Genomic DNA, 15,087 nt, shown 5'->3' with positions numbered 1-15,087 from the left:
CCATGAACGCCCTTTCCCGCGCCGCCATCGACCCCAGCGCCATCGCTTACCCCGTGGACAACGCCCTGCCCGACGCCGCCCTGCACCGCCCGCTGCTCGACGTGTCGGGCGTGACCTTGCAGTACAAGACGCGCGACCATCTGGTGACGGCCTGCTACCGGGTCGATTTCCAGCTCTTCCAGGCCGAGCGCTTCGTCCTGCTGGGGCCGAGCGGCTGCGGGAAGTCGTCGCTGCTGAAGGCGGTCGGCGGCTTCCTGGCGCCGGTGGAGGGGGCGATCCGGCTCAACGGGCAGGCGGTGACGCAGCCCGGCCCCGACCGCATGATGGTCTTCCAGGAGTTCGACCAGCTTCCGCCCTGGAAGACGGTCAAGCAGAACGTCATGTTCCCGCTGCTCGCCAGCGGCAAGGCGAAGCGCCGCGAGGCGGAGGAGAAGGCGCTCGCCGCCATCGCCAAGGTCAATTTGTCGACATTCGCCGACGCCTACCCGCACACCCTGTCGGGCGGCATGAAGCAGCGCGTCGCCATCGCCCGCGCCATGGCGATGGAGCCCGACATCCTGCTGATGGACGAGCCCTTCGCCGCGCTCGACGCGCTGACCCGGCGCAAGATGCAGGAGGAGCTGCTCCAGCTCTGGGACGACGTGCGCTTCACCATGCTGTTCGTCACGCATTCCATCGAGGAGGCGCTGGTCGTCGGCTCGCGCATCCTGGTGCTGTCGCCGCACCCCGGACAGGTGAAGGCCGAGGTGAACTGCCACGGCTTCGACCTGTCCTCCACCGGCAGCCCGGCCTTCCAGTCGGCGGCGCGCCGCATCCACACCATGCTGTTCGCCGACGAGGTGGAAGCCGACGGAGTGGGAGCCCGGTCATGACCGACCTGTCGATCGCCCGCGATTCCCGCCCCGACGTCCCCCGCCCAACCCCACCGATCCGTCCGGAATACGAGCGCGGCGTCGCCGCCACCGGGGCGATCGGCGACGTCGCCCGCCCGCTGTCGCCGTGGGAGAAGCTGGCCAACGTCACCGCGCTGCGCCGCGCCCTGCTGCTCGCCGTGGTCGCCGCGGTCTGGCAGGCGGCGGCGCTGTGGCAGGACAACCCGCTGATGTTCCCCACCGTCTCCGCCACCGCGGCGGCGCTGTGGGACGCTGTGCTGCGCGACAATCTGTTGTCGATGGCCTGGGTGTCGCTGTCGATCCTGCTGAAGGGCTACGCCATCGCCGTGGTGCTGGCGATCGGGCTGACCACGCTGGCGGTGTCGACGCGGATCGGCGACGATCTGCTCTCCACTCTGACCTCGATGTTCAACCCGCTGCCGGCCATCGCCCTCCTGCCGCTCGCCATGCTGTGGTTCGGGCTGGGGGCGGTCAGCCTGACCTTCGTGCTGGTCCACGCCGTTCTGTGGCCCCTGGCGCTGAACACCCACGCCGGCTTCACCGCGGTGTCGGAGACGCTGCGCATGGCCGGGCGGAACTATGGCTTGCGCGGGCCGCGCTACGTGCTGGCCGTGCTGATCCCGGCCGCCTTCCCGGCGATCCTGACCGGGCTGAAGGTCGGCTGGGCCTTTGCCTGGCGCACCCTGATCGCCGCCGAGCTGGTGTTCGGCGTCTCCTCGGGCAAGGGGGGACTGGGCTGGTTCATCTTCCAGAACCGCAACGAGCTCTACACCGACAAGGTTTTCGCCGGTCTCGCCTCGGTCATCCTGATCGGGCTGCTGGTCGAGAACGTCGTCTTCCGCTGGATCGAGGCGCACACCGTGCGCGCATGGGGAATGGTTCGCTGAATTATGCCGCCACGCTTTGACGCCAATCTCATCACCGAACGCCCGACCTTCGTCACCCACCTGGAGTGCGGCCACACCGGCGAACGCCACGAGGCCGACACGGTCCACAACCTGTCCAGGGCCGGCAAGCCGCTGCTGGTGCGCTACGACCTGGAGGGGGTGAAGGGCGCGCTGACCAAGGCGGCGCTGGCCGAACGCCCGCAGGATCTGTGGCGCTACCGCGAGCTGCTGCCGGTCCGCCGCGCCGCCGACATCGTCAGCCTGGGCGAGGCGGTGACCCCGCTGGTGCCGCTGCCCAGGCTGGCCGCCAGACTGGGCGCGGCCGAGCTGCTGGTGAAGGACGAGGGGCGGCTGCCCACCGGCTCCTTCAAGGCGCGCGGGCTGGTGATGGCGGTGTCGATGGCCAAGGGCTTCGGCATCACCCACATGGCGATGCCGACCAACGGCAACGCCGGCGCGGCGCTGGCCGCCTACGCCAGCCGGGCCGGCATCCGGACGACCGTCTTCTGCCCGGCCGACACGCCGGAGGTCAACGTCTCCGAGATCGAGTTGCAGGGCGCCACGGTCTACCGGGTCAACGGTCTGATCGACGATTGCGGCCGAATCGTCGGCGAGGGCAAGGCCAGGGTCGGCTGGTTCGACGTCTCCACCCTCAAGGAGCCCTACCGGATCGAGGGCAAGAAGACGATGGGGCTGGAGCTGGCCGAGCAGCTCGGCTGGGAGGTGCCCGACGTCATCTTCTACCCGACCGGCGGCGGCACCGGCCTGATCGGCATGTGGAAGGCCTTCGCCGAGTTGGAGGCGATCGGCTTCATCGGTTCCAAGCGCCCGCGCATGGTCGCGGTGCAGGCGTCGGGCTGCGCCCCGATGGTCCGCGCCTGGGAGGCCGGGGAGGAGCACGCGCCGCGCTGGGAGGACGCCCACACCATCGCGTCGGGCATCCGCGTGCCGCAGGCGGTCGGCGATTTCCTGATCCTGCGCGCGGTGCGCGAGAGCGGCGGCTTCGCCATCGCGGTCGACGATTCCGCCATCCAGGCCGCGCTCGACGAGGCGGCGCGGGAAGAAGGCTTCCTGCTCTGCCCGGAGGGGGCGGCGACCTACGCCGCCTACAAGCGGGCGCTCGCCGACGGCCGGGTGGCCAGGGGCGAGCGGGCGGTGCTGTTCAACTGCGCCACCGGGCTGAAATATCCGCTGCCGCCGGTCCACCGGACGCTCGACCGCCACCGGCCGATCGACTGGTCGGCGTTCTGAGGGGGCGATCGGCCGAACTCGCGTCGCTTTCCCCAAACGGCGTCATGGCCGGCCTTGCGCCGGGCATCCACGGCCGCAAACCATCAGAAGATGGCAGCACGTGGATGGCCGGGACAAGCCCGGCCATGACGAAAGGAAAAAGCGGCAGCCCTGGAATTGCGCGCCTCACTCCAGAATCCTGTTCCGCAACACCCCCTCCTCCAGCAACAGGCGCACCGTCTCGGCGGCGTTGGTCCGCATCTCGACGGCGGCGGCGTCGGAATGGAAGGCGTTGTGCGGCGTGACCACCAGACGGCCGGCCAGCCAGTCGGCCCGCTCGCGCCACGCGGTCAGCAGCGGGTGGGCGGCCGGCGGCTCGCTCGGCAGCACGTCGAGCCCGGCGGCGGCGAGCCGCCCGCTGCGCAGCGCCGCCTCCAGCCCGTCGAGCCCGTCCAGCAGTTCGCCGCGCGCGGTGTTGACCAGGATGGCGCCCGGCTTGAAGCGCTCCAGCCGCCCGGCGTCCAGCAGCCCGCGCGTGTGACGGTCGAGCGGGCAATGGAAGGTCACGATGTCCGATTCGCCCAGCAGATCGTCGAGACGGCGGACGCGGTGGTAGCCGACCGCCTTCTCGTGCCCGGCCGGCTGGTTCGGGTCGAAGCCGAGAATCCGGTAGCCGAAGGGCTTCAGCCGGTTGACCACCGCCGTGCCGATGCGCCCGACCCCGACCACGCCCACCGTGGCCCGCGAGCCGCGCAGCAGCGGCGTGAGCGTGTTGGTCTGCCACGTCGCCGTGTAGGAGCGCGCGCGCGAATCATGCTCCCACAGGCGGCGCTGCAACGACAGGATCAGCGCGACCGCGTGGTCGGCGACCTCCTCCGTCCCGTAATCGGGGTTGTTGGCGAAGGGGATGCCGGCCTCGGCGAGCGCCGCGACGTCGATCCTGTCGTAGCCGACGCCGAAGCGCACCACGCCCTTGCATCGCGTCAGGTGCGGCACGCTGCGCCGCGTCACCGGCGCCCCCCAGACCAGCAGCGCGTCGAGCCGCGCCAGCCGGGCCGGGTCGAAATCCTCCTCGCGGCGCGTGTCGAAGAAGTCGATCTCCACCGCATCGCCGAGCACCGCGGCCTCCCGATCCGGCGGCCCCATCATGTGGTCGGTCACGCCAACGACCCAGCGCTTGCCATCCGTCATCTCATCCCAGCCTTATCGTTGCGAGTGAACCCATGAGCCCGTCCTCCACCACCCCGGCCGCCGCCCGCTTCTCCCCGGCCCGCCTGACCGCGACGCTCGACGCCATCCTGCGCCGCGCGGGCAGCGATCCGGAGGAGGCGGCCATCGTCGCCGCCAACCTCGTCGACGCCGACGCCAAGGGCCACGCCAGCCATGGCGTGTGCCAGATCGCCGTCTACATGACCAGCCTGGAGCGCGGATACCTGACCCCCAACCGCCACGCCCGCATCCTGCGCGACGAGCCGCCCTTCCTGGTGGTGGACGGCGACGTCGGCTATGGGCAGGTGATCGCCCGCGAGGCGACCGATCTGGCGATCGCGCGGGCGAAATCCGGCAGCGGCGCCACCATCCTGGCGCTGCGCAACGCCCACCACATCGGCCGGGTCGGCGCCTATGGCGAACAGTGCATCGCCGCCGGGCTGATCGGAATCTTCTTCGTCAACGTGGTCAGCCGGCCGCTGGCGGCCCCCCATGGCGGGGCGCGCCCGCGCCTCGGCACCAACCCGATCTGCGTCGCCGTGCCGGAAACCCCCGACCACGCGCCGCTGCTGCTGGATTTCGCGACCAGCGCCGTCGCCGCCAACAAATGCCGGGTCGCCGCCGCGAAGGGCGAACGGCTGGCCGACGGCCTGCTGGTCGATCCCGACGGACGGCCGACCGGCGACCCCGGCGTGATGTTCCGCGAGCCGACCGGCGCCATCCTGCCCTTCGGCGGGCGGAATTCCGGCCACAAGGGCTACGGGCTGGCGCTCGCCTGCGAGATCCTGGCCGGCACCATCGCCGCCGGGTTGCCGGCGTTGCCCGAGAATCTGCGGCCGGGCCGGGTGGTCAACAACGCTCTGGCCTTCATCCTCGACCCCGCCCGCGTCGCCGGGCCGGGCTGGCAGGCGCTGACCGACGCCGTGCTCGACCACATGGAGGACACGCCGCCCGCCCCCGGCACCGATCGCGTCCGCATCCCCGGCGATCCCGAGCGCGAGCACGCCGCCCGCGTGGCCGAGCAGGGCATCGCGCTCGATCCCGACACGCTGGCGGCGCTGCACCGGATCGGCGGCGGATTCGGACTGGACGTGGCGGGCTTGCTCGGTCATGGCTGGGGGGAATGATTTCACGTTTCAATTTTGCTGTTATCTGGAAATATAGTCTATATTGACAGTAGAAATAAAGCCGCGTAGCGTCCTTTCCACTGATCGCTCGATCACCGGGAGGACGCCATGCCGGACGGCAGCAACCAGCTTTTCACGCTCGACCGCCTGGATCCACAGGTGGTGGCGCTGCACGAGGCGATGCGGGCGCAAGGGCTGGTCTCCGCCGACCCGCTCGCCATGCCGCTCCATCAGGCGCGCGCGGCGGCGGAGCGGGCGCACCTCTTCCTGAACCGGGATGCCCCGCCGATCCCCGCCCGCAACATCGAGACGGAAGGCCCGGCCGGGCCGCTGCGGCTGAGGCTCTACCGCCCGCCCGCCATCGACGAGCGTCCCCTGCCGGTGCTGGTCTATTTCCATGGCGGCGGCTTCGCGGTCAACAGCGTGGACACCCACGACCGGCTGCTGCGGCTGCTCGCCCTGCGCAGCGGCGCGGCGGTGGTCGCGGTCGCCTACGGCAAGGCGCCGGAGCACCGCTTCCCGCACCAGCACGACGAGGCTCTGGCCGCCCTGCGCTGGGTGGCGCGCGAGGGCGCGGCGCACGGGCTGGACGGCGGGCGCCTCGCGGTCGGCGGCGATTCCGCCGGTGCCAATCTGGCGCTGGGCGCCGCGCTCGCCGCCCGCGCGCCGGGCGAGCCGCGCGTGTCCTTCGGGCTGCTGTTCTACGGCATGTTCGCCCACGACTTCCACACGCCCTCGCACCGCCGCTTCGGCGACGGGCGCTACGGCCTGACCACGGCACGGATGCGCTGGTACTGGGAGCAGTATCTCGGCCACGCCGAACCGACCCGCGACCCGCGCGCCGCCCCGCTGCTGGCCGACCTGTCCGGCCTGCCGCCGCTGCTGCTGCTCGCCGCCGGGCTCGACTGCCTGCGCGACGACAGCCTGCGGCTGGCCGAGCGGCTGGCGGCGGCCGACGTGCCCTTCGACCTGACCGTCCACGAGTCCCTGCCCCACTCCTTCGCCAACATGACCCGGCTGGTCGAGGCGGCCGACGGCGCCGTCACCCGCGCCGCCCTTGCGGTGCGCGCGCATCTGGCGGCGTGAACGTCCCCTTTCGAGAGAGGTCCCTACGTTTCCAGTTGCGATTTAAAATCAATTTGCCGAGTTTGGGGACGTTCCTTTCCGGAAGCAAAATCCCCTGGCCATGCCCCGCATCCCCTTTTCCCTGAAGCGCCGCGATCTGCTCGCCGCTTGCGGCGCCCTGGTGTTGCTGCCCGGCAGCGCGCTGGCCGTGCCCTCGCCCCCGCGCCGGCTGTCGCTGCGGAACGAGCACACGGGCGAGACGTTCGACGGCCCCTACCGCGACGAGTCCGGCCCGCTGCCCGACGCCATGGCCGATCTCGCCCAGGTGCTGCGCGACCACCACGCCAACAAGACCGGGCCGGTCGATGTCGGGGTTCTCGATTTCCTGGCCGACATCATGGAGATCGTCGGCCAGAGCAAGGCGTCGATCCTGTCGGCCTACCGCACCCCGGAAACCAACGCCAAGCTGGCGGCCAGGAGCCTCGGGGTCGCCGAGCGCAGCCAGCATCTGCTCGGCCGGGCGCTCGACATCACCTTTCCGGCGCGCCTGCCCGACGCCCACCGCAGCGCGCTCGACCTGAAGCGCGGCGGGGTCGGCTGGTACCCGCGCTCCCATTTCCTGCACATCGACAGCGGGCCGGTGCGCAATTGGGAAATGTTCGGCCAAGGGCTGGACGGCCTGTTCGCCAGCGGCGTGCGCGGCCGCCCGCGCACGATGGCCGAGCGCCGGGCGATCCACCGCGCGCTGGCCCGCCGCCAGCTTCTGGGCCGGCGGTAAAGGCTCCTCCCGATCGGCAAGGGCGCGCCCGGCGACCGGGCGCGCCCTTGACCCATGCCCGGATCAGGGCATGTACTGGCCGCCGTTCACGTCCAGGATCTGGCCGGTGATGTAGCCGCTGCACGCGTGCGAGGCGAAGAACAGGAAGGTCGGCGCGCATTCCTCCGGACGGCCGAAGCGGCCCATCGGGAAGCCGGCGCCGATGCGGGCCTTGGTGTCGGTGTCCTTGTCCGCGTGGAAGGCGGTGTCGAAGGTGCCCGGCGACACCGTGTTGAAGCGGATGCCGTCCTTCGTGTGGAAGGTCACCCAGTTCTTCTGAATGTTGTGCAGCCACGCCTTCGCCGCGCCGTACAGCCCGGCGCCGGGGCCGCCGCCGGTGTAGCCGGCGACCGAGCCGACCAGGATCACCGACGCGGTGGTGCCGCTCCGCTTCGCCGAATCCCTCAGGTGCGGCAGGGCGTATTTGGTGACCATCAGGGCCGAGCGCGCGTTCAGGTCGGTCACCGCGTCGAAGAAGTCGTCGTCGATCTCCTCCAGCGGCTTGCGGCCGACCAGACCGCCGGCGTTGTTGATCAGCACGTCGATGCCGCCGAAGCGGGCGACGAAATCCTCGACCAGACGCTTGGCCCCCTCGCTGGACGACACGTCGCCGGGCAGGAAGGCGACCTCGCCGTCCAGCGCGTTCAACCGGGCCAGAGTCGAGTCGAGATCGGCCGGCGCCTTGCGGCCGTTCATGCCGACCAGCGCGCCGTGGCGGGCGAACGCCTCCACCGCCGCCAAGCCGATTCCCTGGGTCGATCCCGTCACCAGAACGCGCCGGCCTTTCAGATCACCGAACATGCGAGAGCCCTTCCTTCCCATCGTTGGAAAACGCAGGCGCGGGCCGCGTCCCCCCGCCCTGCGTCCGGCTGGACGCGGCGTGGGGCGATCGGCGGACCAAACGCCTAATGTCTCATATATTGAGAGATATTGCTCAATATCAGCAGGATGTTAGGGAGACACGGCAAACGGGTCAAGTTTCCCGACACCGCTGCGTCAGATCGTCCGATCCACAAATGTCTCACTATGTGGTAGCGTGTATGTTGGATTTGACAACATACAACGCGGCCACTAAGGTCCCGTCATCGAGGCGACACGAATGCCCACCAGAACCGACCCCATGACCCGGCCCGCTGAGACGATCGATCCGGCCACGCCTGAAAAGCGGCAGGCCGCCGGCACGCAGACCCTGCTCCGCGGGCTGGCGGCGATCGAGTGCGTGGCGACGGGCACGACGGAGGTGAAGGGGATCGCGGCGCGGCTGGGCACGCCGCGCAGCACCGTCCACCGCATGCTGAACAGCCTGGTGGCCGAGGGTTATCTGCACCACGTCCCCTACAAGGGCTATCTGCTGGGGCCGAAGCTGATCCAGCTCGGCATGAAGGCGCTGGAACAGCGCCCGCTGGTGGCGCTCGCCCGGCCCCACATCGAGGCGCTGGCCCAGCGGACCGGCGACACCGTCCATCTCGGCGTGGTCGACGGCGACGAGGTCTTCTACCTCGACAAGATTCCGAGCACGCGCGGGCTGGAGATGCGTTCGCGCGTCGGCCTGCGCATGCCGCTGGCTTCGACCGGCATCGGCAAGGCGCTGATGCTGGGGATGCCGCCGTCGCGTTGGCGCGAGTTGCACGACGCGGTGGCGACGGCGCCGGACACGGTGGGTGGCCGGCCCGGTCCGCAGCCCTGGCCGAAATACGAAAAGCTGATGGCGGGTTTCCTGCGGCGGGACTGGGTGCTCGACCTGGAGGAGAACGAGATCGGCGTCCGCTGCGTCGGCGCGCCGGTCCGCGACATCAGCAACCAGGTGGTCGCCGCGATCAGCGTGGCGAGCGCCGTGCCCTACATGCCGGACGAACGGATGGCGGAACTCGGACCGGTCGTCCGCGCGGCCGCCGACGCGATATCAAGGGAATTGGGATGGAAACAGGACGGAAGCGCGACGGGGCTGCCCTAATCGCGCTGGACTGGGGCACCTCCAGTCTGCGTGGATTCCTCATGGACGGCGCCGGCGCGGTGCTGGACCAGCGCGCCAACGCGCACGGCATCCAGAACCTGCCGCAGCCCGGCCTGCCCGGCTTCGAGCAGGCCTTCGCCGGCCTGTGCGGCGACTGGCTGGCGGCCAACGCGAGCGTGCCGGTGGTGGCCGGCGGCATGGTCGGCAGCGCCCAGGGCTGGGCCGAGGCGCCCTACGTCGCCTGCCCGGCCGACACCAGCACGCTGGCATCAAGGGCCATCGCGGTGGACAGCGCGGCCGGCGTCCGCATCCTCATAGCACCCGGCGTCACCTACGCCCCGCCCGACGCGCCGCCCGACATCCTGCGCGGCGAGGAGATCCAGATCGCCGGCGTGCTGGCCGACCGCCCCGACTGGGCGCGCGAATCCTGCATGGTGCTGCCGGGCACCCACTCCAAATGGGTCCAGATCCGGGACGGGCGGATGACCCGCTTCGCCACCTACATGACCGGCGAGGTCTTCGCCGTGCTGACCAAGCACTCGATCCTCGGGCGCCTGATGCCGACGGACGTGGAAGCCGGCGCGGAGGCCCGCGACGCCGCCTTCGCCGAGGGCGTCCGGGCGGCGCGGGCCAGCGGGCCGGGCGACCTGACCCATCAGATCTTCGCCGCGCGCACGCTCGGCATCACCAAGCGCATGGCGCCGGAGTTGCTGAAGGATTTCCTGTCCGGCCTGCTGATCGGGCACGAGATGATCTCCGGCCTCGCCCGGACGGGCGCGGCGCTGGGGGGCGCGGCGCCCGGCAGCGGCCGGCCGCTGCTGCTGATCGGCGACGGCGCGCTGTGCCGCCGCTACGTCCAGGGCCTGGGCCTGCTCGGCATCGAGCCCACCGCCCGGCTCGAGAACACCGCCCCCAGGGGCCTGTTCCAGTTCGCCATCGCCGCCGGCCTGATCGCGCCGCCGGCCGGAAAGGACACCCATGTCTGACGATAGCTTGAAGGCACGCGTCGACGCCGCCTTCGCCGCCCTGCCGCTGGTCGCCATCCTGCGCGGCCTGAAGCCCGCCGAGTGCGAGGACGCCGCGCGCGCCCTCTACGAGCGCGGCTTCCGGCTGATCGAGGTGCCGCTCAACTCGCCCGATCCGTTCGACAGCATCGCCGCCATCCGCCGCATCCTGCCGCGCGACGCCCTGGTCGGCGCCGGCACCGTGCTGGAGGTGGCCCAGGTCGCCCGCCTCAAGGAGATCGGCGCCGATCTGGTGGTGATGCCGCACGCCGACACCGCGGTGATCCGCGCCGCCAAGGCCGCCGGCCTCGCCTGCGTGCCCGGCGTCGCCACGGCGACCGAGGCTTTCGCCGCGCTGGCGGCCGGCGCCGACGCGCTGAAGCTGTTCCCGGCCGAGCAGATCAACCCGACCATCGTCAAGGCGATCCGCACCGTGTTGCCGGTCGGCACCCGCCTGCTGCCGGTGGGCGGCATCGCCCCCGACACCATGCAGCCCTTCCTGGAGGTCGGCGTCGCCGGCTTCGGGTTGGGATCGGCGCTCTACAAGCCGGGCATGACCACCGAACAGATCGCCGAACGGGCCGACGCCTTCGTCGCGTCCTGGACGGCGCTGAACCCGCGCTGACGGCAACGCCGTCCGCCTGTCTTTTCTGTCCTCCACCAAGCAAAGTTCCTGGGAGAACGCTTATGAAGGGTTATCGCTTTCTGACCGGCGCCGTCGTCGGTGCCCTGGCCTCGGCCAGCCTGATGGTCGGCGCGCAGGCCGCCGAGTACCCGACCAAGCCGATCGAGCTGACCGTGCCGTACGCGGCCGGCGGCGGCACCGATCTGGTCGCCCGCGCCTACGCCGACGCCGTGAAGAAGCACCTGCCGCAGTCGATGGGCGTCGTCAACAAGACCGGCGGCGGCGGCGCGGTCGGCCTGACCGAGATCATGGCCGCGCGCGCCGACGGCTACAAGGTCGGCATGGGCACGGTGGAAATCACCCTGCTGCCGCATCTGGGCGTCGCCCGCTTCTCGGTCGACGACTTCACCCCGATCGCCCGCCTGAACGCCGAGCCGAGCGCCATCACCGTCAAGGCCGACGCCCCCTGGAAGACCATCGAGGAGTTCCTGGCCGACGCCAAGGCGAACCCCGGCAAGGTCCGCATCGGCAACTCGGGCACCGGCGCCATCTGGCACCTCGCCGCCGAGGCGTTGCAGAACAGGACCGGCCTGACCTTCAACCACATCCCGTTCGACGGCGCCAACCCGGCCGTGACCTCCCTGCTGGGCGGTCACATCGAGGCGGTCTCGGTCAGCCCGGCCGAGGTGTCGAGCCAGGTCGCCGGCGGCCAGCTCCGCATGCTGGCGGTGATGGCCGACGAGCGTTCCAAGGCCTTCCCGGAGGTCCCGACGCTGAAGGAGAAGGGCATCGACCTGCAAGTCGCCACCTGGCGCGGCATCGTGGTTCCGAAGAAGACCCCGGCCGCGATCGTCGACACCCTGCGCACCGCCAGCAAGGCGGCGGCCGAGGAGGCGTCCTTCCGTGAGCAGCTCGCCAAGATGAACCTGACCTGGGCCTACGCCGACGGTCCGGAGTTCGGCACCGCCATGCAGAAGGACAACGCCTTCTTCAAGGACCTGATGACCAAGCTCGGCATGGCCAAGTAACAGGGGTTGCGGCGTCCCGTCGGTGCGGAGCCGCCGGGACGCCGCTTCTTCCTGAGGAGTCCGACACATGAGCAACGCACCTGTCCAGGGCGGCGGGGCCGGCGCGCCCTTGTCCACCAAGATCGCCAATCTGGTGATCGCCGTCATTCTCATCGCGGTGGCCGCCGCCGCCATCGCCTCCACCGGCGATTTCCCCAAGACCCTGCTGGCCGCCGACGTCGGCCCGGCCCGCTTCCCGGTCATCCACGCCTCCATGCTGATCGTGCTGAGCCTGATCCTGATCGCCAACACGCTGCGCATGCCGACGATCGTCGACGACACCCCGCCGGTGGGCGTGATCGGTTATGTCGGCGTGGCGCTGGGCATCCTCGCCACCGCCGTCTGCCTGGTCGCCATGGCCTATGTCGGCTACGCCCTCGCCACGGTGGTCTACATGGCCGCGCTGATGTGGCTGATGGGCCAGCGCAGCCCGCTGTGGAATCCGGTGATCGCCGTCGCCGTGACCGCCCTGATCTACGTCACCTTCCAGAGCGCCCTCGGGGTGCCGCTGCCGGTGGGGAGCCTGTTCGAATGACCCTCGCCCTCCATTCCACCCCCATGACCACGAAGGAGCGCCGCCATGCATGAACTCGGCATGCTGATGAACGGCGTCGCGACGCTGGCCGCCAACCCGATGGCGCTGCTTCTCTCCCTCGTGGGCGTCGCGCTCGGCATCGTCATCGGCGCCCTTCCGGGCCTGACCGCGACGATGGGCGTCGCCATCCTGCTGCCCTTCACCTTCGGCATGGATCCGGTGTCCGGCCTGCTGATGATCTCCGGCGTGTTCTTCGGCGGCGTCTATGGCGGGTCGGTGACCGCCATCCTGCTGAAGATCCCCGGCACGCCGGCCGCCGCCGCCACCGCCATGGACGGCTTCGAGCTGACCAAGAAGGGCATGGCCGGCATCGCTCTCGGCACCGCCACCCTGTCCTCCTTCCTGGGCGGCATGGCCAGCATCCTGGTGCTGATCTTCCTGGCGCCGGTGCTCGCCGGCTTCGCCCTGGAGTTCAGCGCCTCGGAGAGCTTCGCGCTCGCCGTCTTCGGTCTCAGCATCATCGCCAGCATCTCCGGCAAGTCGGTGGTCAAGGGGCTGATCGCCGGCTTCCTCGGCCTGCTGATCGCCACCGTCGGGCTCGACCCGATGGGCGGCTTCCCGCGCTTCACCGGCGGCTACACCGAGCTGTTCAACGTCCCCTTCATTCCGGTGATGATCGGTCTGTTCGCCGCCGCCGAAGCCTTCAAGTCGCTGGAGGACCCGAAGGTCCGGCTCGGCATGGCGGCGGCGCTGGGCCGCATCATTCCGCCCTGGGCGACCTACAAGGCGCTGCTCGGCGTCGTGTCGCGCTCCTCGGTGCTCGGCATCGTCATCGGCATCATTCCCGGCGCCGGTTCCGACATCGCCGCCTATGTCGCCTACAACGAGGCCCGACGCTTCAGCAAGACGCCGGAGAATTACGGCAAGGGTGAGCTGGGCGGCGTCGCCGCCTGCGAGGCCGGCGCCAACGGCTGCACCGGCGGCGCGCTGCTGACGATGCTGACGCTGGGCATCCCCGGCGACGCGGTGACCGCCGTGATGCTGGGCGCCCTGACCCTCCAGGGGCTTCAGCCGGGGCCGCTGCTGTTCAAGGAACACGCGGATCTGGTCTTCACCCTCTTCGCCGGCATGATCTTCTGCTACGTCGGCATGCTGGTGCTGGGGCTGGGCTCGCTGCGCTTCATGGGCCGCATCCTACAGATGCCGAAGTCGGTGCTGACGCCGGTCATCCTGGCGCTCTGCGTGGTCGGCACCTACGCCATCAACAACAGCCTGTTCGACATCGGCATCATGCTGGCCGCCGGCGTCGCCGGCTACTTCATGCAGAAATGGGACTTCCCCGCCTCGCCGGTGGTGCTGGCGCTGATCATGGGGCCGATGGCCGAGGCCAACTTCCGCCGCGCCCTGTCGCTGTCGGGCGGCAGCTACGACTTCCTCTACAGCCGGCCGATCACGGCGATCCTGCTGACCGTCGCCATCCTGACGATGCTGCTGCCGCTGGTGAAGCGCTGGCGGGCCGATCGGGCGGCGGCGTCCGGCGGGGGAGCCACGGGACGGGCGGAACCGGCGAAATGACCGTCGCCGTCACCACCATCGGCCTCGATTCGGTCATCGAACCGGATCTCCGCAACGGCAACGGCGAGAATCCCGTCTGGGACGCCGACCACCGCACCTGGACCTGGATCGACATCCCGGGCCGCCGCATCCACCGGCTGGATCCGTCCAGCGGCGTGCGGCGCGACTGGACGCTGCCCGAACTGGTCGGCAGCCTCGTGCTGCGGCCGGATGCCGGCCCGGATGGCGGAGTCGTGGTCGCCTGCCAGACCGGCCTCTTCGACGCGGAACTGCCGAAGGCCGGCGGCGAGGCGGTGCTCACCCGCCTCGCCGACAGCCCCTTCCCGAAGGAGGGCATGCGCTTCAACGACGGGCGCTGCGACCGCCAGGGGCGGCTGTGGGTGTCCGGCATGGTGATGGACATCACGCAGGGCGACACGTCCGGCGCGTGGTACCGCTTCACCCGCGCCGAGGGGCTGGTCGAGACCGGGCTGGCCGGCTTCATCATCCCCAACGGCTCCGCCTTCAGCCCGGACGGGCGGACGCTCTACGCGTCCGACACCCACCGCGACGTGCGGATGGTCTGGGCCTGGGACTACGACCCCGACGCCGGCGCCGCCGGCGACCGGCGCCCCTTCGTCGACATGCGGGCGATGACCGGGCGGCCGGACGGTGCTGCGGTGGACACCGACGGCTGCTACTGGATCTGCTGCCTGGACGAGGGCTGCATCAAGCGCTTCACCCCGCGCGGCGAGCTCGACCGCCGCATCGAGGTGCCGATGCGCAAGCCGACCATGTGCGCCTTCGGCGGCGAGGACTTGCGGACGCTGCTGGTCACCTCGCTCAGCCGGGGCCCGGCCGATCTGGCCGACGATCCGCACGGCGGGCGCGTCCTGATGTTCGATCCCGGCGCCCAGGGCCTGCCCGAACCGCGCCTGACCCGCTGAATCGGGGAGCCGGGGAAAAGACCAGTTCCATCCCCTCGGAAGGGCCATGACCGGCGGCGGTCATGGCCCTTTTTCCATTGCGGCCGCCATCCCGGCCAACGGAGCCGGCCGGAGATTCCGCCGCCACGGTTTCCCCGGCGAACCATCCGCGGCACCATGACGCACCGCACACG

Annotated in this window: 15 protein-coding genes; 13 read left to right on the top strand and 2 right to left on the bottom strand. The window is 70.6% G+C overall.

Annotated features, from left to right (window positions below; all coding sequences use genetic code 11):
- Positions 1-2: 2 nt before the first annotated feature.
- Genes J2847_RS05420 through J2847_RS05410 form a run of 3 tightly spaced genes read left to right on the top strand, consistent with a single transcriptional unit; the run spans position 3 to position 3,031 of the window.
- A complete protein-coding gene (locus J2847_RS05420; protein ID WP_209777731.1) occupies positions 3-872 on the top strand; it encodes an ABC transporter ATP-binding protein in 870 nt (289 codons plus the stop codon).
- Positions 869-1,780 (top strand): ABC transporter permease, encoded by a 912-nt coding sequence (locus J2847_RS05415; protein WP_209777730.1) that lies wholly within the window; start codon positions 869-871, stop codon positions 1,778-1,780. Before J2847_RS05420 ends, J2847_RS05415 begins: the two co-directional genes overlap by 4 nt.
- 3 nt (positions 1,781-1,783) lie before the next feature.
- Complete coding sequence (locus J2847_RS05410) at positions 1,784-3,031, top strand: threonine synthase (protein ID WP_209777728.1); 1,248 nt, start codon at positions 1,784-1,786, stop codon at positions 3,029-3,031.
- 165 nt (positions 3,032-3,196) lie between these two features.
- On the opposite strand, the gene J2847_RS05405 is transcribed toward J2847_RS05410, so the two are convergent.
- Complete coding sequence (locus J2847_RS05405) at positions 3,197-4,201, bottom strand: C-terminal binding protein (protein WP_209777726.1); 1,005 nt, start codon at positions 4,199-4,201, stop codon at positions 3,197-3,199.
- A 32-nt stretch (positions 4,202-4,233) separates the two neighbouring features.
- On the opposite strand from J2847_RS05405, the gene J2847_RS05400 reads away from it, so the two are divergent.
- The 3 genes from J2847_RS05400 (at position 4,234) to J2847_RS05390 (ending at position 7,189) form a co-directional block, all read left to right on the top strand.
- Complete coding sequence (locus tag J2847_RS05400; protein ID WP_209777725.1) at positions 4,234-5,346, top strand: malate/lactate/ureidoglycolate dehydrogenase; 1,113 nt, start codon at positions 4,234-4,236, stop codon at positions 5,344-5,346.
- Positions 5,347-5,454: 108 nt separating this feature from the next.
- Positions 5,455-6,432 (top strand): alpha/beta hydrolase fold domain-containing protein, encoded by a 978-nt coding sequence (locus J2847_RS05395; RefSeq protein WP_209777723.1) that lies wholly within the window; start codon positions 5,455-5,457, stop codon positions 6,430-6,432.
- Between the two features lie 100 nt (positions 6,433-6,532).
- On the top strand, positions 6,533-7,189 hold the full coding sequence (locus J2847_RS05390; RefSeq protein WP_209777722.1) for a DUF882 domain-containing protein: 657 nt from the start codon (positions 6,533-6,535) through the stop codon (positions 7,187-7,189).
- Between the two features lie 63 nt (positions 7,190-7,252).
- On the opposite strand, the gene J2847_RS05385 is transcribed toward J2847_RS05390, so the two are convergent.
- Complete coding sequence (locus tag J2847_RS05385; protein ID WP_209777720.1) at positions 7,253-8,029, bottom strand: SDR family NAD(P)-dependent oxidoreductase; 777 nt, start codon at positions 8,027-8,029, stop codon at positions 7,253-7,255.
- Between the two features lie 319 nt (positions 8,030-8,348).
- Here J2847_RS05385 and J2847_RS05380 point away from each other — a divergent pair, with 319 nt between their 5' ends.
- From J2847_RS05380 to J2847_RS05350, 7 genes are all read left to right on the top strand, one after another.
- A complete protein-coding gene (locus J2847_RS05380; protein WP_209777718.1) occupies positions 8,349-9,182 on the top strand; it encodes an IclR family transcriptional regulator in 834 nt (277 codons plus the stop codon).
- Positions 9,146-10,168 (top strand): 2-dehydro-3-deoxygalactonokinase, encoded by a 1,023-nt coding sequence (locus J2847_RS05375; protein WP_209777717.1) that lies wholly within the window; start codon positions 9,146-9,148, stop codon positions 10,166-10,168. The genes J2847_RS05380 and J2847_RS05375 overlap by 37 nt, the downstream gene beginning before the upstream one ends.
- Positions 10,161-10,811, top strand: a complete 651-nt coding sequence (locus J2847_RS05370) for a 2-dehydro-3-deoxy-6-phosphogalactonate aldolase (protein ID WP_209777715.1) — start codon at positions 10,161-10,163, stop codon at positions 10,809-10,811. Before J2847_RS05375 ends, J2847_RS05370 begins: the two co-directional genes overlap by 8 nt.
- Positions 10,812-10,873: 62 nt before the next feature.
- Positions 10,874-11,839 (top strand): Bug family tripartite tricarboxylate transporter substrate binding protein, encoded by a 966-nt coding sequence (locus J2847_RS05365; protein WP_209777714.1) that lies wholly within the window; start codon positions 10,874-10,876, stop codon positions 11,837-11,839.
- A gap of 67 nt (positions 11,840-11,906) precedes the next feature.
- Positions 11,907-12,413 carry a tripartite tricarboxylate transporter TctB family protein gene (locus J2847_RS05360; protein ID WP_209777712.1) on the top strand — a complete coding sequence of 169 codons (507 nt, stop codon included), beginning with the start codon at positions 11,907-11,909 and terminating at the stop codon, positions 12,411-12,413.
- A 45-nt stretch (positions 12,414-12,458) separates the two neighbouring features.
- Positions 12,459-13,988 carry a tripartite tricarboxylate transporter permease gene (locus tag J2847_RS05355; protein WP_209777710.1) on the top strand — a complete coding sequence of 510 codons (1,530 nt, stop codon included), beginning with the start codon at positions 12,459-12,461 and terminating at the stop codon, positions 13,986-13,988.
- Entirely contained in the window at positions 13,985-14,914 is a 930-nt protein-coding gene (locus J2847_RS05350) for an SMP-30/gluconolactonase/LRE family protein (RefSeq protein ID WP_209777709.1), read from the top strand. Before J2847_RS05355 ends, J2847_RS05350 begins: the two co-directional genes overlap by 4 nt.
- The last annotated feature ends 173 nt before the right edge of the window (positions 14,915-15,087 follow it).

Origin of the sequence: Azospirillum agricola (assembly GCF_017876095.1) — a bacterium.
GTDB lineage: Bacteria > Pseudomonadota > Alphaproteobacteria > Azospirillales > Azospirillaceae > Azospirillum > Azospirillum agricola.
This window is presented reverse-complemented; position numbering and strand designations above follow the sequence as displayed.

Bases quoted from the DNA above. Each gene is read 5' to 3' on its own strand.
- J2847_RS05420 (WP_209777731.1), top strand. From the start codon at position 3: ATGAACGCCCTTTCCCGCGCCGCCATCGACCCCAGCGCCATCGCTTAC.
- J2847_RS05415 (WP_209777730.1), top strand. From the start codon at position 869: ATGACCGACCTGTCGATCGCCCGCGATTCCCGCCCCGACGTCCCCCGC.
- J2847_RS05410 (WP_209777728.1), top strand. From the start codon at position 1,784: ATGCCGCCACGCTTTGACGCCAATCTCATCACCGAACGCCCGACCTTC.
- J2847_RS05405 (WP_209777726.1), bottom strand. From the start codon at position 4,201: ATGACGGATGGCAAGCGCTGGGTCGTTGGCGTGACCGACCACATGATG.
- J2847_RS05400 (WP_209777725.1), top strand. From the start codon at position 4,234: ATGAGCCCGTCCTCCACCACCCCGGCCGCCGCCCGCTTCTCCCCGGCC.
- J2847_RS05395 (WP_209777723.1), top strand. From the start codon at position 5,455: ATGCCGGACGGCAGCAACCAGCTTTTCACGCTCGACCGCCTGGATCCA.
- J2847_RS05390 (WP_209777722.1), top strand. From the start codon at position 6,533: ATGCCCCGCATCCCCTTTTCCCTGAAGCGCCGCGATCTGCTCGCCGCT.
- J2847_RS05385 (WP_209777720.1), bottom strand. From the start codon at position 8,029: ATGTTCGGTGATCTGAAAGGCCGGCGCGTTCTGGTGACGGGATCGACC.
- J2847_RS05380 (WP_209777718.1), top strand. From the start codon at position 8,349: ATGACCCGGCCCGCTGAGACGATCGATCCGGCCACGCCTGAAAAGCGG.
- J2847_RS05375 (WP_209777717.1), top strand. From the start codon at position 9,146: ATGGAAACAGGACGGAAGCGCGACGGGGCTGCCCTAATCGCGCTGGAC.
- J2847_RS05370 (WP_209777715.1), top strand. From the start codon at position 10,161: ATGTCTGACGATAGCTTGAAGGCACGCGTCGACGCCGCCTTCGCCGCC.
- J2847_RS05365 (WP_209777714.1), top strand. From the start codon at position 10,874: ATGAAGGGTTATCGCTTTCTGACCGGCGCCGTCGTCGGTGCCCTGGCC.
- J2847_RS05360 (WP_209777712.1), top strand. From the start codon at position 11,907: ATGAGCAACGCACCTGTCCAGGGCGGCGGGGCCGGCGCGCCCTTGTCC.
- J2847_RS05355 (WP_209777710.1), top strand. From the start codon at position 12,459: ATGCATGAACTCGGCATGCTGATGAACGGCGTCGCGACGCTGGCCGCC.
- J2847_RS05350 (WP_209777709.1), top strand. From the start codon at position 13,985: ATGACCGTCGCCGTCACCACCATCGGCCTCGATTCGGTCATCGAACCG.